At 61.6% G+C, this 20,193-nt stretch carries 13 protein-coding genes, 2 tRNA genes and 3 rRNA genes; 3 read left to right on the top strand and 15 right to left on the bottom strand.

Features of this window, described 5'->3' with window-relative positions; all coding sequences use genetic code 11:
• Positions 1–43: 43 nt before the first annotated feature.
• Positions 44–295, top strand: a complete 252-nt coding sequence (locus L0U83_RS16580; protein ID WP_233884755.1) for a GlsB/YeaQ/YmgE family stress response membrane protein — start codon at positions 44–46, stop codon at positions 293–295.
• An 84-nt stretch (positions 296–379) separates the two neighbouring features.
• Here the strand turns inward: L0U83_RS16580 and scpC are convergent, their stop codons facing one another.
• The 3 genes from scpC to L0U83_RS16565 all read right to left on the bottom strand — a co-directional run bounded on the left by scpC (position 380) and on the right by L0U83_RS16565 (position 4,673).
• A complete protein-coding gene (gene scpC / locus L0U83_RS16575) occupies positions 380–1,906 on the bottom strand; it encodes a succinyl-CoA:acetate CoA-transferase ScpC (protein ID WP_233884754.1) in 1,527 nt (508 codons plus the stop codon).
• Between the two features lie 196 nt (positions 1,907–2,102).
• Positions 2,103–2,324 (bottom strand): hypothetical protein, encoded by a 222-nt coding sequence (locus L0U83_RS16570; protein WP_233884753.1) that lies wholly within the window; start codon positions 2,322–2,324, stop codon positions 2,103–2,105.
• A 129-nt stretch (positions 2,325–2,453) separates the two neighbouring features.
• A complete protein-coding gene (locus L0U83_RS16565) occupies positions 2,454–4,673 on the bottom strand; it encodes an FUSC family protein (protein WP_233884749.1) in 2,220 nt (739 codons plus the stop codon).
• A 167-nt stretch (positions 4,674–4,840) separates the two neighbouring features.
• Between L0U83_RS16565 and L0U83_RS16560 the strand changes: the two genes are divergently transcribed.
• Entirely contained in the window at positions 4,841–5,854 is a 1,014-nt protein-coding gene (locus L0U83_RS16560; RefSeq protein WP_233884746.1) for a LysR family transcriptional regulator, read from the top strand.
• Between the two features lie 155 nt (positions 5,855–6,009).
• Here L0U83_RS16560 and rrf read toward each other — a convergent pair.
• The 12 genes from rrf to L0U83_RS16500 form a co-directional block, all read right to left on the bottom strand.
• A 5S ribosomal RNA gene (rrf, locus tag L0U83_RS16555) occupies positions 6,010–6,123 on the bottom strand.
• 146 nt (positions 6,124–6,269) lie between these two features.
• Positions 6,270–9,150: ribosomal RNA gene (locus L0U83_RS16550) — 23S ribosomal RNA — on the bottom strand.
• Between the two features lie 338 nt (positions 9,151–9,488).
• Positions 9,489–9,564, bottom strand: a tRNA-Ala gene (locus tag L0U83_RS16545).
• Positions 9,565–9,601: 37 nt separating this feature from the next.
• Positions 9,602–9,678, bottom strand: a tRNA-Ile gene (locus L0U83_RS16540).
• Between the two features lie 66 nt (positions 9,679–9,744).
• A 16S ribosomal RNA gene (locus tag L0U83_RS16535) occupies positions 9,745–11,277 on the bottom strand.
• Together the 16S, 23S and 5S rRNA genes with 2 tRNA genes alongside form the textbook arrangement of a ribosomal RNA operon.
• Positions 11,278–11,799: 522 nt before the next feature.
• Entirely contained in the window at positions 11,800–12,354 is a 555-nt protein-coding gene (locus tag L0U83_RS16530) for a phosphonate degradation HD-domain oxygenase (RefSeq protein ID WP_233884742.1), read from the bottom strand.
• Between the two features lie 71 nt (positions 12,355–12,425).
• Positions 12,426–13,082 carry a GntR family transcriptional regulator gene (locus L0U83_RS16525; RefSeq protein ID WP_233886538.1) on the bottom strand — a complete coding sequence of 219 codons (657 nt, stop codon included), beginning with the start codon at positions 13,080–13,082 and terminating at the stop codon, positions 12,426–12,428.
• 109 nt (positions 13,083–13,191) lie between these two features.
• Positions 13,192–14,067, bottom strand: coding sequence for a 2-aminoethylphosphonate ABC transport system, membrane component PhnV (phnV, locus tag L0U83_RS16520; protein WP_233884740.1), 876 nt, complete (start codon positions 14,065–14,067; stop codon positions 13,192–13,194).
• Positions 14,057–14,971, bottom strand: coding sequence for a 2-aminoethylphosphonate ABC transporter permease subunit (locus tag L0U83_RS16515; protein ID WP_233884739.1), 915 nt, complete (start codon positions 14,969–14,971; stop codon positions 14,057–14,059). Before L0U83_RS16515 ends, phnV begins: the two co-directional genes overlap by 11 nt.
• Entirely contained in the window at positions 14,949–16,058 is a 1,110-nt protein-coding gene (phnT, locus tag L0U83_RS16510; protein WP_233884738.1) for a 2-aminoethylphosphonate ABC transport system ATP-binding subunit PhnT, read from the bottom strand. Before phnT ends, L0U83_RS16515 begins: the two co-directional genes overlap by 23 nt.
• A 28-nt stretch (positions 16,059–16,086) precedes the next feature.
• A complete protein-coding gene (gene phnS, locus L0U83_RS16505) occupies positions 16,087–17,169 on the bottom strand; it encodes a 2-aminoethylphosphonate ABC transporter substrate-binding protein (protein WP_233884737.1) in 1,083 nt (360 codons plus the stop codon).
• A gap of 434 nt (positions 17,170–17,603) precedes the next feature.
• Positions 17,604–18,359, bottom strand: a complete 756-nt coding sequence (locus tag L0U83_RS16500; RefSeq protein ID WP_233884736.1) for a DeoR/GlpR family DNA-binding transcription regulator — start codon at positions 18,357–18,359, stop codon at positions 17,604–17,606.
• 160 nt (positions 18,360–18,519) lie between these two features.
• Between L0U83_RS16500 and L0U83_RS16495 the strand changes: the two genes are divergently transcribed.
• A complete protein-coding gene (locus L0U83_RS16495) occupies positions 18,520–20,094 on the top strand; it encodes an ABC1 kinase family protein (protein ID WP_233884734.1) in 1,575 nt (524 codons plus the stop codon).
• Positions 20,095–20,193 lie beyond the last annotated feature (99 nt).

The raw sequence follows: 20,193 nt of genomic DNA, 5'->3' as shown, positions 1-20,193 counted from the left end.
ATTCACCGTGATTCTTTCACGTCAACAAGGGGAGTCTATTCATATGGAACACGGCATCATTGCCTGGCTCATCATCGGCGCAATCGCAGGCTGGCTCGCTGGCGTTCTCGTCAAAGGCGGCGGGTTCGGATTGTTCGTCGATATCATCGTCGGCATTGTCGGCGCGTTCATCGGCGGTTGGCTTGCCGGGGTGCTCGGCATTCATATCGGCGCCGGCATCATCAGCTCGATCATTACCGCCATTGTTGGCGCGGTCATTCTGCTCTTCATCATCCGGTTGATCAGACGAGCGTAGCGAATCCGCGCTATCAATGAAAAACGGGAGCACCGTTGCCGGTGCTCCCGTTTTGTTTTGTGTATGGCTTGATCGCTGCGGCGATTATGCGTTCGCGACGAGTCCGCCTGTCACTTCGGGCAGCATCGAACCCGTTTGATTGAAGCGCAGATGCATTTCGTACGCGCGCGCGAGATCGTGCGGTGTCTGGCCGCCGATCTTGAGGGCGTCGCGATAGTAGTCGCGCAGCAGGTCGCGATAGAGCGGATGCGCGCAGCGTTCGATCACGAGGTTTGCCCGTTCGCGCGGCGCGAGACCGCGCAGATCCGCCAGGCCCTGCTCGGTCACGATCACGTCCACGTCGTGCTCATTGTGGTCGACGTGCGGCACCATCGGCACGATGCTGGAAATACGGCCGTCCTTTGCAATCGCCTTGGTCGCGAAGATCGCGCACGACGCATTGCGCGCGAAATCGCCCGAGCCGCCAATGCCGTTCATCATGTGCGTGCCGCCCACGTGCGTGGAATTCACGTTGCCGTAGATGTCGCATTCGAGCGCGGTGTTCAGTGCGATCAAGCCGAGACGCCGAATCACTTCCGGATGGTTGCTCACTTCCTGCGGACGCAGCACGAGCTTGTCGCGATAGCGGTCGAGTTCGGCGAGCACCTGGGCCTGACGCTGCGCGGAGAGCGTCATCGAAGCGCCCGAGGCGAATATCATCTTGCCAGAATCGATCAGATCGAAAGTCGAGTCCTGCAATACTTCGGAGTACATCGTAAGCGCTTCGAACGGTGAATCCACGAAGCCCGAGAGCACCGCGTTCGCGATCGTGCCGATGCCGGCCTGCAGCGGCGGCAATTGCGCGCTCATGCGGCCATGCTTCACTTCGTGCTGCAGGAATTCGATGAGGTGGCCGGCAATGCGCGCGGTTTCTTCATCGGCGGGCAGCACGGTCGAGGGGCTGTCCGCCTCGTTCGTGATGACGATCGCGGCGATCTTCTCCGGCGGAATCTCGATGGCGGCCGTACCCACGCGGTCCTGCGGGCGTACGATCGGCAGCGGATCGCGATGCGGGCGCCGGCCTGGAATCCACACGTCGTGCAGGCCTTCGAGCGCGAGCGGCTGCGCGAGATTGATCTCGACGATCACCTTCTCCGCGAGAATCGCGAAGCTCGCCGAATTGCCGACCGAAGTCGTGGGCACGATCGCACCGGTTTCCGTGATCGCGGCGGCTTCGATGATCGCGAGATCGAGCTTGCCGAGCAGGTTCGCGCGCAGCATCTCCACGGTTTCCGAAAGATGCTGGTCGACGAACATCACTTCGCCACGGTTGATCGCCTTGCGCAGCGTCGAGTCGACCTGGAACGGCAGACGGCGCTCGAGCACACCCGCTTCGGTCAGCATGCGATCGACGTCATGGCCGAGCGAGGCGCCCGTCATCAGCGTAATGCGCAGCGGTTCCTTCTCTTCGCGCGCGCGGCGCGCCAGTTCGATTGGCACGGCCTTCGTGTCGCCCGCGCGCGTAAAGCCGCTCGCGCCGACGCGCATACCGTTGCGCACGAGTTGGGCCGCCTCGGCAGCCGAAGTGATTTTCCCGCGCAAGGCGGCACAACGAATACGGTCTTCGTACATCAAAGTCTCCACAAACTCTCTGATCGCCTGGTGCCCATTTTCAGGTCTTGCATCGGCGGCCATACACTGCGAGTTTCACAAAACACTATTGCAGTGTTTTGTGCAGCCACAATGCGCAAAGCCGCGGCGCCCATATGAAGGCGTCGCGGCATTAGATTTCAGCGTATGCCTGCACATGGCGGGCGTGCTCTCGATCTCAGCTACCGAAATAGATATTGCAGAAGCTGACCGGGCCGACGCATTCATCCTTCTTTGCCGGCTTCACGATTTCGCGGTGGGCGCTCGCTTGCGCTGCCTCCGGGGCAGCGGACTGCGCGACCTGCTGAGGGACACTCGCTGCCGGTGCTTCGTTCTGTGCATAAGCAGCGGCGGCGGCAAACAGCGAACATGCAACAACAGCGATCTTCACGGACTTCATTTTACTCTCCAGTGCTAACGGGTACTGCGAAGCAGTGATGTGACTATATGACTCGGGGTCGAAGAGATTAAGGAGGCGGGGTGGAAGGCATATTTCCAGACTGCAGCAAGATCGCGCTGGCCTGCCTTTTCATTGTGTTTTCAACGATCTCCGCGGCGCACGCGTGCGGCGTGCACGCCGTGCCAAGGGCCCGAGCGGCGCATCGCGGTCGAGCAGCGCGCTGCGGATGAAGTGCAGATGACTCAGCAGCCGCTGCACCTCGTGCCGCCTTTCTCGCTCGTGGTGCACCGTCGCGAGCGCTTCCTGTGCGATCCAGGTCGCGGCGCGCACGGCACTGAGCGCGTGGTCGAGCGAGATCCCGTCCGGGCGCTCGAAAAGATGTGCGATAGCTTCCTGCACGCGTGCCAGCGCCGCGGGCCAGCGCGCGTCTTTAAGCTCGAGCCACGCTGCTGCGTGCGCCTCGTTGCGCAGATCGACCACGGCATGCCCGACTTCGAGCGTCACGAGCATCCAGCGCAGCGCACGCCGGTGCGCCTGGCGGCGCCCGTTCAGCACGAGCCTCAACTGGTGCATCAGATCGTGCGTGCCGGACTGGAAGCGCTGCCCGAGGCCATCCAGTTCACCATGGCAAGCCAGCACGACCTGTCCGCGCAACGACACGCACATACGCTCGACGAGCCAGTTCATGTGCGGCGGAAATACCACCGCGAAAGCAAGCGAGGCGACCAGCATCGCGGCAACGACGGCGATGCCGTTGTTGATCAGCAGATCCGGCGTGTAGACGATCACATTGTCCGGGCCAGCCAGCAGGCAAAAGAACACCGAGAAGCCAACGCCGTAGCCCGCGATGCGCGAGCGCGTGGCGAGAAAAGCGCCGATGGCAAGCACCGGAACCAGCGTCGCGCAGAGCAACGGAAAGCCATCGACATTGGGATACACGTAGCAGGTGAAGAGATAGCCCGTCACGGCGGCAAAGGCCGCGCCGACCGCCATTTGCACGGCCATGCGCGACGCGTTCGGCGCCGACGACGTGAGCGCGCATGTGAGCGCGGCCGCGATCATCGCGAGGCCACCGCTCGGCCAGTCGGTCTCGACCCAGAACCAGCCCAGCGCCGCCACCACCACGGCGGTGCGCACGAAGGTGAACGCCACCACGTGCCAGCTCGTGCGGGGCACGTAGCGCGCAGCGCGCGGCTCCTGCGCAGGACGCGCCTCCGTGAGCGAAGCCCACGTGCGGCTATAGCGCACGATCTCGGTCGTGAAGCGATAGATGAGTTCGGCCGATGTGTCGAAATCGGGCAGCGCATCGGGTAGTGCATGTTCAAGCGGCCGCCGCGTCTCGCGCACATGGCGCGGCAGCGTGCGCTGGAAGGCTTCGAGCCCGTCGGCGAGGCGCCGCGCATAGGCGCGATCGCTTTCGTTTCGGCTCGGCCGTTGCGCGAGCAGCGCGGCAAGCTCGCCAAAATATGGCGCGAGCGGTGCGATCGCCGCGTCGCTCCAACGCAGTCTTTTGAGCAACTGGCGCAGCGCGTGCAGCCGCGCGCAGGCATCCATGAACTCGGAATTCAGGCGCGAAAGCAGGCCGCTGCGCGAGCGCATCGTCGGATCTTCGAAAAATGAGAAAGCGCGCGTGGCCTCGAAGCCGACGACATCGTCGACAAGACTCGCGAATCGCCCTTCGAACGCGCCCCTTTCGAGCCGCCCAGCCAACACCACCGCAGCGAACGCAGTAAAATTGAGATATCGGGCGCGCAAAGTGCGATCGAGCAGCGAGCCCGACTGCCTGGGCACGATCACTGCGCTGACCATGCCCGAACAGAGAATGCCCACGGCCACTTCGGCACCGCGGCCAAGTGCTGCGAGAAAGAGACCGTTGGGCTGCATCACGAGCGGAATGCCGATCAGCGCTGCCGTGTAGCCGGCAAGCACGAAACCGTACCAGCGAAAATGGCGATTCCTCATGGCGGCGGCTGTACAGGCGGCCACCCACCCCGTCATCCCGAGTATGTAGAGTTCGGGCTGCTGGACGAATACGGCGCCCAGCACCACCGCCGCGACCATCCCCACCGCGGTGCCGACGATGCGATAAAAGCTCTTGGCAAACACCATGCCGGAGAGTGGCTGCATCAGGACGAACACCGTCGTCATCGCGATGCGCGGCTGCGGCAGGTCCAGCAGCATGGAAATGCCCATGGCAAGCAAGCCGGCCGCCACCGTTTTCAGCAGATGAATCCAGATCGCGCCATCGGTGGCCTGCCAGTCGCGCAGCGCCCGTCTGGCGGCGCGCCATATGATTTCCGCGCGCCGACGCGAGTCGAACGCACGATGTATCGCAGGCTGGCGGCTCATGACAAACGCTCGGGCTGTTTCGAAGACAGTGGCCGATTGTAGGAGCGTCATTGCGCCGCATTAATGGGACGCGCGGGGAACCTCCGTTCCAGATCACTCAACAATGACGCGCCCCGACAGGCGGACAATATGGTTTCTGCACCGAACAAGAAGGTCAAGAAGGTCTGATGGATACGTTACAAAACATGCGGGTGTTCGTCCGCGTCGTGGAAGCGGGCAGCTTCACGGCCGCGGCCCAGTCGCTGGATTCGACCACCGGCGCGATGTCGCGCGCGGTATCGGAACTCGAAGCGCATTTGCGCACCCGTCTGCTCAACCGCTCGACGCGCCGGCTTGCACTCACGCCCGCCGGCGAGCGGTATCTCAAGCGCTGCTCGCAGATTCTCGCGGACGTTGATAGCGCGGAAGAAGAGGCGAGTTGCGCGCACGAACGCCCGGCCGGCGCGCTGCGCATGCACAGCTTCGCGAGTATTGGTCAGCAGTACGTGCTGCCGGCGATTTCGCGCTATCGCGCACTGCATCCCGAAGTCACTGTCGAACTGACCCTCTCGCAACGCATGCCGGATCTGTTCGAGGGCAGCAGCGACGTCTCGGTGGTTACGGCGTCTTCGCTGCCGAATTCTGATCTTGTCTCGCATCAGCTTGGTTCGACGTACAGCATTCTGTGCGCGTCGCCTGGGTATGTGCACACGCACGGCGCGCCGCGTACACCCGCCGATCTCTCGCATCACGACTGTCTGATTCTCAAATCGCCGGCGTTTCCGGCGCATGAATGGACGCTCGACGGACCCGAGGGCAGCGTCGAAATGCAGGTTGACGGGCCCGTGCAAGTGAATATCGCGGAATCGCTCGCGGTGGCGATACGCGAGGGGATGGGGATTGGGATGCTGCCGGTCTATGCGGCAATCGAAGGGCTGCGTAATGGTACGCTCGTGCGCGTGCTGCCGCATCACAAGCTGCAGAAGACGAACGTGTACGCGCTTTATCCGTCGCGCAAGTTCGTCGACGCGAAAACAAAGACGTGGGTGGAATTCTTGCGAGCGCATCTGCCGCAAGTCATCGAGCGCGACCTGGCGCTGCTCGAGGAGCTGACGCAGGAGCAACTCACGGATGTCGCAGAGGATGTTGCTTTGGCGAAGGACGCCGCGGGCGCTGCCACTGTACAGAGAGCCGCGCAATAAGACATCGATTGGCGAGGCTGGTTAACGCAAAAAGCCGTCCAGTGGACGGCTTTTTTGTTTTCTGCCTGTCGTGTCGCATTCAAACACGCGCCAAAACGCCAGAACCCCGGCTCTCTTTCGGAGACACCGGGGTTCTGGACGTTACAGCATGAGGAGCCTGACGATTACCTACTTTCACACGGGCAATCCGCACTATCATCGGCGTGGAGTTGTTTCACGGTCCTGTTCGGGATGGGAAGGGGTGGGACCAACTCGCTATGGTCATCAGGCATGACGGGTTGCTGCGTCGCCTTTGGGGGCGCCACAGCCAATCTGGAAGAAGCGTAAAGAGGGTGTTGCTGAATTGGGGTTGTGTTGTTTGAATCGGCACAACACGTGATCACTCAACCATGCGTGTCTGAAACACACCTGTTATAGGATCAAGCCTTACGGGCAATTAGTATCAGTTAGCTTAACGCATTACTGCGCTTCCACACCTGACCTATCAACGTCCTGGTCTCGAACGACCCTTCAAGGGGATCTAGTCCCCGGGGAAGTCTCATCTTGAGGCGAGTTTCCCGCTTAGATGCTTTCAGCGGTTATCTCTTCCGAACATAGCTACCCGGCGATGCGACTGGCGTCACAACCGGTACACCAGAGGTTCGTCCACTCCGGTCCTCTCGTACTAGGAGCAGGCCCCCTCAAACTTCCAGCGCCCACGGCAGATAGGGACCAAACTGTCTCACGACGTTTTAAACCCAGCTCACGTACCTCTTTAAATGGCGAACAGCCATACCCTTGGGACCGGCTACAGCCCCAGGATGAGATGAGCCGACATCGAGGTGCCAAACACCGCCGTCGATATGAACTCTTGGGCGGTATCAGCCTGTTATCCCCAGAGTACCTTTTATCCGTTGAGCGATGGCCCTTCCATACAGAACCACCGGATCACTATGACCTGCTTTCGCACCTGTTCGACTTGTGAGTCTCACAGTCAAGCACGCTTATGCCATTGCACTATCAGCACGATTTCCGACCGTACCTAGCGTACCTTCGTACTCCTCCGTTACCCTTTGGGAGGAGACCGCCCCAGTCAAACTGCCTACCATGCACTGTCCCCGATCCGGATCACGGACCAAGGTTAGAACCTCAAACAGATCAGGGTGGTATTTCAAGGACGGCTCCATGCAGACTAGCGTCCACACTTCACAGCCTCCCACCTATCCTACACAAACCGGTTCAAAGTCCAATGCAAAGCTACAGTAAAGGTTCATGGGGTCTTTCCGTCTAGCCGCGGGGAGATTGCATCATCACAAACACTTCAACTTCGCTGAGTCTCGGGAGGAGACAGTGTGGCCATCGTTACGCCATTCGTGCAGGTCGGAACTTACCCGACAAGGAATTTCGCTACCTTAGGACCGTTATAGTTACGGCCGCCGTTTACCGGGACTTCAATCAAGAGCTTGCACCCCATCATTTAATCTTCCGGCACCGGGCAGGCGTCACACCCTATACGTCCACTTTCGTGTTTGCAGAGTGCTGTGTTTTTATTAAACAGTCGCAGCCACCAGTTTATTGCAACCCCTTCACCCTTCTGGCGCAGGCCAGTCAAGCTACAGGGGCGTACCTTATCCCGAAGTTACGGTACCAATTTGCCGAGTTCCTTCTCCCGAGTTCTCTCAAGCGCCTTAGAATACTCATCTCGCCCACCTGTGTCGGTTTGCGGTACGGTCACTGCTGAACTGAAGCTTAGAGGCTTTTCTTGGAACCACTTCCAGTTGCTTCGTCTCCTGAGAGACTGGCCTCACACCCTTGAATTCCGCGCCCGGATTTGCCAAAGCGCCTTCTCCAATGCAAGGACCGGGACTTCCAACACCCGGACAACCTTCCGCGATCCGTCCCCCCATCGCATTCAACAATGGTGCAGGAATATTGACCTGCTTCCCATCAGCTACGCATTTCTGCCTCGCCTTAGGGGCCGACTCACCCTACGCCGATGAACGTTGCGTAGGAAACCTTGGGCTTACGGCGAGGGGGCCTTTCACCCCCTTTATCGCTACTCATGTCAGCATTCGCACTTCCGATACCTCCAGCACGCTTTTCAACGCACCTTCGCAGGCTTACGGAACGCTCTCCTACCATGCGAGACTAGCTCGCATCCGCAGCTTCGGTATATGACTTAGCCCCGTTACATCTTCCGCGCAGGACGACTCGATCAGTGAGCTATTACGCTTTCTTTAAAGGGTGGCTGCTTCTAAGCCAACCTCCTGACTGTTTTAGCCTTCCCACTTCGTTTCCCACTTAGTCATATTTGGGGACCTTAGCTGGCGGTCTGGGTTGTTTCCCTCTTGACACCGGACGTTAGCACCCGATGTCTGTCTCCCGTGATTGCACTCTTCGGTATTCGGAGTTTGCTATGGCGAAGTAATCCGCAATGGACCCTTCAACCATGACAGTGCTCTACCCCCGAAGGTGATACACGAGGCACTACCTAAATAGTTTTCGGAGAGAACCAGCTATTTCCAGGTTTGTTTAGCCTTTCACCCCTATCCACAGCTCATCCCCTAACTTTTCAACGTTAGTGGGTTCGGTCCTCCAGCACGTGTTACCGTGCCTTCAACCTGGCCATGGATAGATCACCTGGTTTCGGGTCTACACCCAGCGACTGAACGCCCTGTTCGGACTCGCTTTCGCTACGCCTGCCCTATTCGGTTAAGCTTGCCACTGAATGTAAGTCGCTGACCCATTATACAAAAGGTACGCCGTCACCCCTTGCGAGGCTCCGACTGTTTGTATGCATGCGGTTTCAGGATCTATTTCACTCCCCTCCCGGGGTTCTTTTCGCCTTTCCCTCACGGTACTGGTTCACTATCGGTCGATCACGAGTATTTAGCCTTGGAGGATGGTCCCCCCATCTTCAGACAGGATTTCACGTGTCCCGCCCTACTTGTCGCATCCCTAGTTCTTCCAATCTGTTTTCGCCTACGGGGCTATCACCCACTATGGCCGCACTTTCCAGAGCGTTTGGCTAACAGTTCAGATAAAGAATGCAGGCTGGTCCCATTTCGCTCGCCACTACTTTGGGAATCTCGGTTGATTTCTTTTCCTGCGGCTACTTAGATGTTTCAGTTCGCCGCGTTCGCTTCACATGACCTATGTATTCAGTCATGGATACTCCATTCGGAGTGGGTTTCCCCATTCGGATATCGGTGGATCAAAGCTTGTTTGCCAGCTCCCCACCGCTTTTCGCAGGCTACCGCGTCCTTCATCGCCTGTGATCGCCAAGGCATCCACCACATGCACTTGTTCGCTTGACCCTATAACGGGTGTGTCTTGCGCCCGGTGTTAGCGCTTTAGCGCTTACTCCGGGCTCATCCCCGAAGGGGACGATTCCGATCACAATCGTTACAGGTTGAGTATTCGTGTTGCGCCGTATTTCAAGGCAATCTTTCGATCACTTAAAAATACATTGATACAATCACAACCCTGATTCACCTACTCATGCCCATCTCTAGACATTTTTGGATGAATCTCTTTACTACTTCTTCCTGATTGTTAAAGAACGACAGCCGATATTTTCATATCGCTCTGACTGGCTCAATCGCCAATGCGAAGTGTTCTGCATCATTGCTGCAGAACGCTGTGCATTGGGAATTGGTGGAGGATGACGGGATCGAACCGACGACCCCCTGCTTGCAAAGCAGGTGCTCTCCCAGCTGAGCTAATCCCCCAGTCACACAACTCAAGGGGGCTGCCCGTCACAGACAGTGGTGGGTCTGGATGGATTCGAACCATCGACCCCCGCCTTATCAAGACGGTGCTCTAACCGACTGAGCTACAGACCCCTGAGTCTGTCTTTCTTACAGCCGACAAGTGTGAGCGCTTAAAACGCAGTGAGCGATGAGCTCATGAAAGGAGGTGATCCAGCCGCACCTTCCGATACGGCTACCTTGTTACGACTTCACCCCAGTCATGAATCCTGCCGTGGTGACCGTCCTCCTTGCGGTTAGACTAGCCACTTCTGGCAAAACCCACTCCCATGGTGTGACGGGCGGTGTGTACAAGACCCGGGAACGTATTCACCGCGGCATGCTGATCCGCGATTACTAGCGATTCCAGCTTCACGCAGTCGAGTTGCAGACTGCGATCCGGACTACGATCGGTTTTCTGGGATTGGCTCCACCTCGCGGCTTGGCAACCCTCTGTTCCGACCATTGTATGACGTGTGAAGCCCTACCCATAAGGGCCATGAGGACTTGACGTCATCCCCACCTTCCTCCGGTTTGTCACCGGCAGTCTCCCTGGAGTGCTCTTGCGTAGCAACTAGGGACAAGGGTTGCGCTCGTTGCGGGACTTAACCCAACATCTCACGACACGAGCTGACGACAGCCATGCAGCACCTGTGTTACGGCTCCCTTTCGGGCACTTCCACCTCTCAGCGGAATTCCGTACATGTCAAGGGTAGGTAAGGTTTTTCGCGTTGCATCGAATTAATCCACATCATCCACCGCTTGTGCGGGTCCCCGTCAATTCCTTTGAGTTTTAATCTTGCGACCGTACTCCCCAGGCGGTCAACTTCACGCGTTAGCTACGTTACCAAGCCAATGAAGGCCCGACAACCAGTTGACATCGTTTAGGGCGTGGACTACCAGGGTATCTAATCCTGTTTGCTCCCCACGCTTTCGTGCATGAGCGTCAGTATTGGCCCAGGGGGCTGCCTTCGCCATCGGTATTCCTCCACATCTCTACGCATTTCACTGCTACACGTGGAATTCTACCCCCCTCTGCCATACTCCAGCGATGCAGTCACCAATGCAGTTCCCAGGTTAAGCCCGGGGATTTCACATCGGTCTTACATCACCGCCTGCGCACGCTTTACGCCCAGTAATTCCGATTAACGCTCGCACCCTACGTATTACCGCGGCTGCTGGCACGTAGTTAGCCGGTGCTTATTCTTCCGGTACCGTCATCCCCTCAAGGTATTATCTCGAAGGATTTCTTTCCGGACAAAAGTGCTTTACAACCCGAAGGCCTTCTTCACACACGCGGCATTGCTGGATCAGGCTTTCGCCCATTGTCCAAAATTCCCCACTGCTGCCTCCCGTAGGAGTCTGGGCCGTGTCTCAGTCCCAGTGTGGCTGGTCGTCCTCTCAGACCAGCTACGGATCGTCGCCTTGGTAGGCCTTTACCCCACCAACTAGCTAATCCGCCATCGGCCACCCCAATAGCGCGAGGCCCGAAGGTCCCCCGCTTTCATCCATGGATCGTATGCGGTATTAATCCGGCTTTCGCCGGGCTATCCCCCACTACTGGACATGTTCCGATGTATTACTCACCCGTTCGCCACTCGCCACCAGGTGCAAGCACCCGTGCTGCCGTTCGACTTGCATGTGTAAGGCATGCCGCCAGCGTTCAATCTGAGCCAGGATCAAACTCTTCAGTTTAAACCTGTTACTGTTTTCGGTTTCTCTCGAAACCGGTCGCTCACTCAAAGCTGACAGGTCATTGAATAAATTCAAAAACCTGACTTACTTTAGTGTGAGACTCTTGATACTTTTGCTGCTCCCGGCCCCGCTCCGAAGAACGAGGTCAGGCCGCCACCGCATCAAGCGCCCACACTTATCGGCTGTAAATTTTTAAAGATCGATCGCGAAGTTGCCGCGCATCTGAGCCTAACCACTGCTCAACTACCGGCTTCTTTCTGCGTTGCTGCGTCAGCAGCAGAGAAACGAGATTATGAAGACTGCCCGGCGATCTGTCAACAGGTTTTTTTACTTCGTTCAACCTGCCGCTCAACTTCCCACCACCCGCAGACCCAGTCGCCACAAGGCTTCCGCCCGGGCTTCCCGTCTCCCCGCGCCTTCATCGAAAGCGCGAAAGACCGGAATTCTAGTCATGCAGATGACATCTTGCAAGCGGTTTTTTGACGCGCGTGAAATTCGGAAAAACGCGTAAGCGGAATCGCCTCAAACGTGGCGTTGCATGACGCGTTCGACGAGTTGCAGATAGTGGTCGAGGTCCGGCGTCAGTTTGCCAGCCACCTTCGCGAGATCGTCCCAGCGGCGCAGGCGCACCGCGTCTTCGGCGTGGGGCCGCGCAGCGAAATCGCGCGCCTCGTCTGCATTGAAGATGCCACCCTGCAATTCGAGGCTGCGCACCGAGTCCGCGGAGAGGCAGCCGAAATACGCTTCATCGACTGCGCAGAGATAGCGTTTCGCATCGACGTGCAGGCGGATCGGTTCCAGCACGCTATCGGGCAACACCGGTCGCAGGAACGGCAGCGCATAGTACTGGTGCAGATCGTCGATGCCGCGTTCGGTCGGCGTTTCGCCCCGACGATTGAGCAGGTGACCCAGATCGTGCAGAAACGCGGCCGCGGTCAGCTCTTCGCTCGCCCCTTCTTCTTCCGCCAGCGCGCCGCTTTGCAGCGCGTGCTCCAGCTGCGTGACCGGCTCGCCGCTATAGGCCAACGCGCCGTACGTCTCGAACAGCTCACGAATGTCCGCGAGGCTCAATGCCATCTTCTTCTACTCCTCTAATGTGAATGCGGCGACGCCCCACACCAGGCCGCCACTCATCGTTGCTGCCGCCCTTAGTCGCCGCAGGATTCGCGCATGCGATTGGCCGATTCATCGGCGTCGCGCGAGGCGAGCGCGCTCAACAGCGCCCGATGCCCCGCGTACGATGCGTCCATTGCGCTGTGCGCCGGCGCCGCACGCTGCGACGAGAGCCGCAATTCGCTCACCGTCCGCTCATAGGTCTCGCGCAGCCTGGCGTTGCCAGCCGCCGCGACGAGCGACGCGCGAAACGCGTCGCGCGCTTCCACGAAGGACTCTCCCTTCTCGGCGACCACCGCGTCCCGCATCGCGTTCAGGTGCTCGCGCAACTCGGCCACCTGCGCCGCATCGATACGCGGCGCAAGCATCCGGCACGCCGCTTCGCGCAATGCCGCGCACACTTCACCCAATTCCTGGGCCTCCGCCACGCCGACGCTGCGCACGAACACGCCCCGATGCTTCTCGTTGCGCACGAGGCCCGCCTGCTCCAGTGCGCGAAACGCCTCGCGCACGGGTCCGCGCGATACGGCCAGACGAGCCGCCCAATCGGCTTCGTTGAGCTTGTCGCCGGGCGCCAGCACGCCCGCCGCGATGCGCCGCTCGATCTCGTCGCGCACCAGCGCAGTGAGCGAATGCTGGCGCACCATGGCAAGCGCAGTCGTATCGGACAACGCCTGAGGATCGCGACCCATGTCGCCCGCTGTACCGCTCGCCTGCTCTTCGGTCATCGAATCTTGCACGTCCGGCCTTGCTCGTCTGTTACGCGCCTGCGGCGCATCGAACCGCATGGCATTCATCCGCTCAGTCCGGCCGCCGGCGCGGCACACGCGCCGCGATCAGCAGCAGCGCCGCCAGCGAAACGATCAACAGGACCAGCGAGAGCGCCGAAGCCGGCAGGTAATACCCACGTTCGACCGCGCCCACCACGACGATCGGCACCGTCGCAAAGCCCGGCGGATACACCGTGAGCGTCGCGCCCAGTTCGCCGAGCGACAACGCGAAGCCGAGCGCGAGACTCGCACGGATGGCAGGCACGAGTTGCGGCAGCACCACGCGGCGCAGCACCATCGAAGGCGGCGCGCCGAGACTCGCCGCAGCTTCGCGCAGCACGGTCAGCTCGGGTCGCAGCGCTGCCGACGCACATCGATAGCAAAACGGCAGCACGAGGGCGAGCTGCACGAACACGACGATCGCAGCCGAACTCGACAGATCCACAGGCGCCTTGTGATAGGCGATCAGCACCGCGAGACCAAGCACCACGCTCGGCACGCCGTTGGGCACCATCGCGAGCGTGTCGACGACCGCGCCCAGACCACGCCGGTCGCGCCCTTCGAGCGCGAGCGCGAGCCAGAGTCCGAGCGCCGTGCCGAGGACTGCCACGCCGAAGCCGACTTCGAGACTCGTTGCGAGCGCATCGAAATCGGTGGAACCGAGACGCTCGAACCAGCGCGTGCTGAAACCGTCGGGCAAGATCGTGCCCGACCAGTGCGACGCAACGCTCGACAACGCGACGACGATCACCGGCAACACGAAAAGCCAGAAGCACAGCAGCGCCGCGAAGCCGAGCAATGCCGCGCTGGCAAAGCGCGAAAAGAAGCTGCGCTCCACAGGCCGCGCACGAAGATGCTTGGGCGGCAGCGCGATGCGGTCAGAACCCGCGACAGGATTAGTTGACATTGCGCGCGCCTCCATGACTCCGGCGATTCACGCGCCGATACAGCGCATACAGGGAAAGCGACATCGCGAGCATGACCACGGCGCCCGCAGCGGCCGTCGGCAGATCGAGATCGACTGTGGCCGCGCTGTAGATCGCCACCGGCAGCGTGATGAGGTGCGCGCTGCCGAGCACGAGCAGAATGCCGAACTCATTGAACGTCAGCAGAAAGCACAGGATCGTGCCCGCAGCGATACCCGGCCAGGCGAGCGGCAGAATCACGCGCAGGGCGACCATCCGGCTGTTCGCACCAAGACTACGGGCGGCTTCGATCAAGCGCATGTCAAGCAGCGCGAACGCGGCGAGCGTCGGGCGCACGACGAATGGCGCGTAGAACACCACTTCGGCGAGCACGACCCCGCCGATGCCGAACAGGAAGTCGAGCGGCGGCGCCTGCAAATGAAAGAGCCGCTGCAACCCGATGCTTACGGAGCCCTGCGAGCCGTACAGAAAGATCAGCGTGAACGCGACGAGAAACGACGGGAACGCCACGAACAGTTCCAGAAAGCGCGTGACGAGCTGCGCGCCCGGAAACGGCTTGAAGAACAGCAGCGCCGCAAGCGCGACGCCAAGCACGGAAGCCAGACCCGCACTCAGAAACAGAATCCACAAAGTCGTGGCGATCACGCCGCGCGAATCGGGATTGCCGAAGAAAGTTTCGTACGCGTGGAAGCTCAAGCCGTGCGCGTCCGAAAGGCTCAGCAGCACGAGGCGCACGAGCGGATAGACGACGAGCGGCCCGAGCACGAACACGAGCAGAAACGCGATATGCCATTGCGCGCGCCGTTCGCGGCGGCGCACGGCGGCCGCGTGCGTGTCGGCGCCGGGCAGAGGCAGGGCGGAATCAGGGGTTGATAAGGACGACATCGTCAGCCTCGTAACGCAAGGAGACACGCATGCCTTTCGCCGGCGTCATGCCGTGGCCGCGCTGCATGGTGACGAGCACCGGTTCGTTCGGCATCGCGTCGAGCAGCACCGGCACCGAGAGCACCGAGCCATACCATTCGACCGATTCGATCGTGCCGTGCAGCGAGCCTTCGCCGAGCGGCACGACACGCAGGCTTTCCGGACGCAGACACGCGAGCTTGTCGCGCACGTCGTGGCGCGCGTCGCCGAGCGGGAACGCGACATTCGGCGGCAGCAGATTCGCCGCGCCGAGATAGCGGGCCACGTAGGCGTCGTTGGGCGTGTCGTAGAGTTCCTGCGGCGTGCCGAGCTGGGCGATGCGGCCATCGCGCATCAGCAGCGTGCGGTCGGACAGCACGAGCGCGTCGTCCTGATCGTGCGTCACGCACACGATCGTCAGATCGGGCAGGCGCTCGTGCAGCGCCTTCAATTCGGAGCGCACCGAAGCGCGCAGATTGGCGTCGAGTGCCGAGAGCGGCTCGTCGAGCAGCAGCACGTCCGGCTCGATCACGAGCGCGCGCGCGAGCGCCACGCGCTGCTGCATGCCGCCCGAGAGCTGCGCGGGCATGACGTGCCCCGCGTCGCCGAGCTGCACGAGCTTGAGGGCATCGGCCACGCGTCGCGCGATATCGCGCGACGGCACGCGGCGCGCCTTCAACCCGAACGCGACATTCTCGAACACCGAGAGATGCGGAAAAAGCGCATAGCTCTGGAACAGCAGACCCAGGTTGCGCTGATGCGGCGGCACATGGGTCAGGTCGCGGCCCGCCACGGTGAGCGAGCCCGCGAGTCCATCGGCTTCGATGAACCCGGCGATGAAACGCAGCAAGGTCGTCTTGCCGCAGCCGCTGCGGCCCAGCACGGTCAGCAGTTCGCCGCGGCGGATCGTGAGCGACAGATCGTCGAGGACAGTGCGCGCGCCGAAGCGCACGCTCAGGTGGTCGATCTGCACGCCCGCGGCGCCGGGCGCGTCCGTGGCGTCAGTGAGTCCGGACACATCCGGCAGCGCGCGGGCCATGCCGGCCGGCGCTAGACTTGCGGTATTCACCGGGTTCATCTCCTGCAAGTACGGGTTCTTACTTCGGCTTCACGACTTCGAGCGGCTTGCCCGACGAGCCGATGACTTCGTTCTTCCAGCGCGTCGTCCAGTCGGCCTTCTTCGCCATCACCTGGTTCCAGTCCACCGGAATGAGCTTCACACCCTGGATGGCCTGCTTGACCGCTTCGCCGTTCTTGCCCGAGAGCGCCACATCCGTGCGGCCCGGAATGCCGAAGATGTCCGGCACCTTCGACTGCACGTCCGTCGACATCAGATAGTCGATCAGCTTCTTGCCTTCAGCCTGGTTCGGGCCGCCCTTGATCAGGCCGATTGCGTACGGCAACTGGAACGTCGTGGGATGACCGCCAGCATCGGCCGCGAGGAAGATCGGCTTGAGCGAGAGGCCGCCGTTGGCTGCGTCGTCGAGATCCATCTGCAGGTCGCCGTTGGCCACCGAGATTTCGTTACGCGAGAGCAGCACGTCGAGGTAGCCCGTGCCCTTGGTGTGGAACTTCGCGCTCTGCTCGAGCTTCTTGAGGTAGTCGAACGCCTTGTCTTCGCCCATCAGCGAGGTCGTGAGGATGATCACGGCCATGCCGTCGCCAGCCGTGGCCGGGTTCGAGTACGCGACCTTGCCCGAGTAGTCCGGGTGCAGCAGGTCGGCAAACGTCTTGGGCTCGTTCTTCACGACATCGGGATTGATCGCGAACGAGAAGTAGTTGTTCACGAACGTCGCCCACGAACCGTCCGTCGCCTTCGCGATCGCCGGCACGTTCTTGTAGTTCACGCTCTGGTACGGCTGCAGCAGCCCGCTTTGCTGCGCCTGCTGGATGAACGGCGGCAGTGTGACGATCACGTCGGCCTTCGGCGAGTCCTTCTCGACGTTCGCGCGGTTCACCACTTCGCCGCTGCCCGCCGTCACGATGTTGACCTTCACGCCTTCCTTCTTTTCGAAGGCCGGCAGCACGTCCTTGTAGAGATTTTCGAGGCCGTCGGCCGTGTACAGCACGACGGCGTCGGCGGCGTGCGCGCTCGCGGCTGCGCCCAGCAGCGCCGCGGCGGCCGCGATCGGCAGCAGCTTGCGTGCAAAACCCGCGCGATGGGATTTCGTGTGGTTCATGTCACTCTCCGAAGGCAAAAACCAGATGCTCGGGATACCCGATGCGTTTGTGATTGAATGGATCGAACTGAGTTGAACAATCCGAACTTCGGCGGACTGCGCCGCCTGTCATTGCCCGCCTGGTGGTCTCGCATCGCGGATTGCAGATTGTCTACAATCCGACGTTTTCCACCTGAACAGCCAGCCCGGTGAAGGCGCGGCGTTGCCGCTCGCCTCGCTTACCGGCCCATCTGGACGGGCCCCGCAAGAATCACAGGTTTTGATGACACGCGCATGACGATTGTGGCGTTTGTCAAAAAATTCCACAATTCGCCAATATTCGACAAACCACATAGCCGTGCAAATTCCGCCGCTCAGGCATCGGCGGCAGGCGTGGGCTTGTCTACAAGTGCAAAAGCAAATGCAGCGCGCGTTGCGCTGCGCCGCAAGAAGACTCAGGCGATGACAAGTTCGGGCCCGCGCGCCGCGATGGCGCGCGCGACGCTCTTTTCGGGCGCCAGCTCGGTGATGACGTAGCGCGCCTGCTCGAAGCCGTTGATGCGCACGGGCGTCACGCGCCCGAACTTCGAATGGTCGGCGACGACGATCGCGCAGGCCGTGGCCGCGAGCATGCGGCTGCGGACCTCGGCGACCATGCGCGAGTAGTCGGTGAGCCAGCCGTCGGCGGTGATGCCGCCCGCGCCGACGAACGCAAAGTCAGCGTGGTACTGGGCCAGTTGTTGCACGGTGTCGAGGCCGAAGGTCGCTTCCTCATGATCGGACAGCTCGCCGCCCAGCAGCGTGACGCGGTTTTCGTTGCGGCGGCCGAGCAGGAGCGCGATGCGCCAGTCGTTGGTATAGACCGTGAGCCGATGGCGGTCGGTGAGCGCGCGAGCGAGCGCATGCGTCGTGCTGCCCGAATCGATGATGACCGAGGCGCCGTCAGGAACGAACTCCGCTGCGCGCTCGCCGATCGCGCGCTTGGCGCTCGCGTTGGCGGCTTCCCGCACGTCGAGATCGGGCTCGCGGCGGTCGCTGGAGAGCGCGCCGCCGTGGGTCGTGACGAGCAGCCCGCGCTCCGCGAGCGTGTTGAGGTCGCGCCGGATCGTCTCGCGGGAAACGCGCAGTTCGCGCACGAGATCCGCCACGGAAAGCGCGCCCGTCCGGTTCACTTGCGAGAGGATGTATTGGTGACGTTGTTCTGCGAGCATGACGCGGGTAATGAAGTGAATCCGGCGTGAATCCAGAAGGCCGCCGTATTGTATTACGCATGCGCAGAACGAGCCCGCGCTGCCATCGCGCGCGCATCCCTGCTAATCTCGTGGAGACCGCGCGCTCACGCGACGCTCGCCTTGCCGACCATTGGAATTCATGCGTTCACGACTTCGTCAATTGCGTCTGCTGTTTTGTGCACTGCGTTATGGCTTCAGGCTGATCTGGCTCGCAGCGCCCGAGCATCACAAGCTCCACTGGTTCCTCACGCTCGCCTCGAGCCTGCACGGCGACCCGCGTCTCGCCTCGCGCCTGCATGGTTCGCTGCCGCGTCTCGCCCCGCTCGCCACGGCCTTCGCGCAAACGCTCGCCACGCGCCCCGAACTCGCGGGCGCGACGTTGCATGACGCGATCGACACTATCGAGCACTTCGAAGAACCTCTCGCCGGCGAGGCACTCAACACCGCACTGCGCACCGCGCTAGGCAAGCCCCCCGATACGGTATTCACGTGGATCGACCCCAAGGCGGCCCACAACGGCTGGTGCGAACAGACGCACCTCGCGCGGCTCGCGCTGCCGGTGAACGGTCACCAGACGATCACGCTGCGCGTGCTGCGCGCGAAACAGGTCCAGGAAGTCGACGACGACGCCGCGCTACTGTGCGCCGTGGCCCGCTGGATCGAACGCTTTTCGCGCGCCGCGCGCAAGCTGCAACTGCACACGCTTGCGCAGACGCTGCGCGAGGATCTGCAGCGGCGCTTCGACCTGCGCGCCCAGGCCGCGAACCTGAGCCAGAGCGGCCATCAGCTCGGCGACGACCCGCGCATCGTCGTGCCCGACGTGATCTGGGACCTCTGCACCCCGCAGACGATCGCCGTGCAGCACATCGACACCGTGCGCGCGACCGATATCGCCGGGCTTGCCGAGCACCATATCAACGTCACGCAGGTGGCGGCGCATCTGATCGAAGTGGTCACGCGCCAGGCTTTCGAACACGGCTTCTTTCATGCGGCCCTCGACGCCAGGCAGGTCGCGGTGAGCGTCGAGCCAGAGACGCGCGGCCGCCTCGTACTCGCGGGCGCGGCGCTGATGACGAGCCTTTCCTCGCCTGAGCGTGAATTCTTCGTGCATGGCGCAACGGCGTTGTTCGAGCAGGATTACGGCCGGCTCGCAACGCTGCATCACGTGGCGGGCCACGTGCCCACGCACGCGCGCACCGAACAGGTCGAGGCGGAATTGCGCACGCGCAGCGAAGCGCATTTCGCGAGCGGCACTGACGAGCGCAGCGCGGGGGCGCTGTTCCATCATCTACTGCATTCGGTGCAGCCGTTCGGAGGCGAAGTCTCGCCGCGCCTCGTGGCGGCGCAGCGCGCGTTCGGCCAGGCCGAGGAACTGGCGCGCTCGATTCACCCGGGCGTGGACGCGTGGGGCATTGCACGGCACACGCTCGCGGACATCGCGCGCCAGGATCTCGGCCACCACGGCTGGATCCGGCGGCTCTCGCAGGAATTGCCACACCTCGCGCAAATTGCACCGCGCGTACCGCAGATGGTGTTCCGCTTCCTCGAGCACCACGCGAAGGCCGGGCACGGGCCCGCTGCGGCACAGGCCGCGCAGCAAGCCGCGTTGCTCGATGCCTGGCGCCGCGAGCATCGGCGCACGCGCGCGCTGTTGCTCGCCTGCGCGGTCTGCGGCGGCTTGATAGGCGTGACGGCGGTGTTGTTTGGAAGCTAGTTGCTGCTAGCGTGTCCGGTTACGCGTTGTTTGCATTCGCGGCCGTCGCTCGGGCTAGGCGGTTAGTTGCGTTCGATTCGTCGAGCGACGCACGCAGGA

The organism is Paraburkholderia flagellata, from assembly GCF_021390645.1.
Taxonomy (GTDB): Bacteria; Pseudomonadota; Gammaproteobacteria; order Burkholderiales; family Burkholderiaceae; genus Paraburkholderia; species Paraburkholderia flagellata.
Note: the sequence above shows the minus strand (reverse complement) of the source record. Positions and strands in the feature narration are given on the sequence as shown.

Bases quoted from the DNA above. Each gene is read 5' to 3' on its own strand.
- L0U83_RS16530 (WP_233884742.1), bottom strand. From the start codon at position 12,354: ATGGCATTGAGCCTCGCGGACATTCGTGAGCTGTTCGAGACGTACGGC.
- L0U83_RS16500 (WP_233884736.1), bottom strand. From the start codon at position 18,359: ATGCTCGCAGAACAACGTCACCAATACATCCTCTCGCAAGTGAACCGG.
- L0U83_RS16515 (WP_233884739.1), bottom strand. From the start codon at position 14,971: ATGTCGTCCTTATCAACCCCTGATTCCGCCCTGCCTCTGCCCGGCGCC.
- scpC (WP_233884754.1), bottom strand. From the start codon at position 1,906: ATGTACGAAGACCGTATTCGTTGTGCCGCCTTGCGCGGGAAAATCACT.
- L0U83_RS16570 (WP_233884753.1), bottom strand. From the start codon at position 2,324: ATGAAGTCCGTGAAGATCGCTGTTGTTGCATGTTCGCTGTTTGCCGCC.
- L0U83_RS16525 (WP_233886538.1), bottom strand. From the start codon at position 13,082: ATGGGTCGCGATCCTCAGGCGTTGTCCGATACGACTGCGCTTGCCATG.
- L0U83_RS16495 (WP_233884734.1), top strand. From the start codon at position 18,520: ATGCGTTCACGACTTCGTCAATTGCGTCTGCTGTTTTGTGCACTGCGT.
- phnV (WP_233884740.1), bottom strand. From the start codon at position 14,067: ATGTCAACTAATCCTGTCGCGGGTTCTGACCGCATCGCGCTGCCGCCC.
- L0U83_RS16580 (WP_233884755.1), top strand. From the start codon at position 44: ATGGAACACGGCATCATTGCCTGGCTCATCATCGGCGCAATCGCAGGC.
- L0U83_RS16560 (WP_233884746.1), top strand. From the start codon at position 4,841: ATGGATACGTTACAAAACATGCGGGTGTTCGTCCGCGTCGTGGAAGCG.
- phnS (WP_233884737.1), bottom strand. From the start codon at position 17,169: ATGAACCACACGAAATCCCATCGCGCGGGTTTTGCACGCAAGCTGCTG.
- L0U83_RS16565 (WP_233884749.1), bottom strand. From the start codon at position 4,673: ATGAGCCGCCAGCCTGCGATACATCGTGCGTTCGACTCGCGTCGGCGC.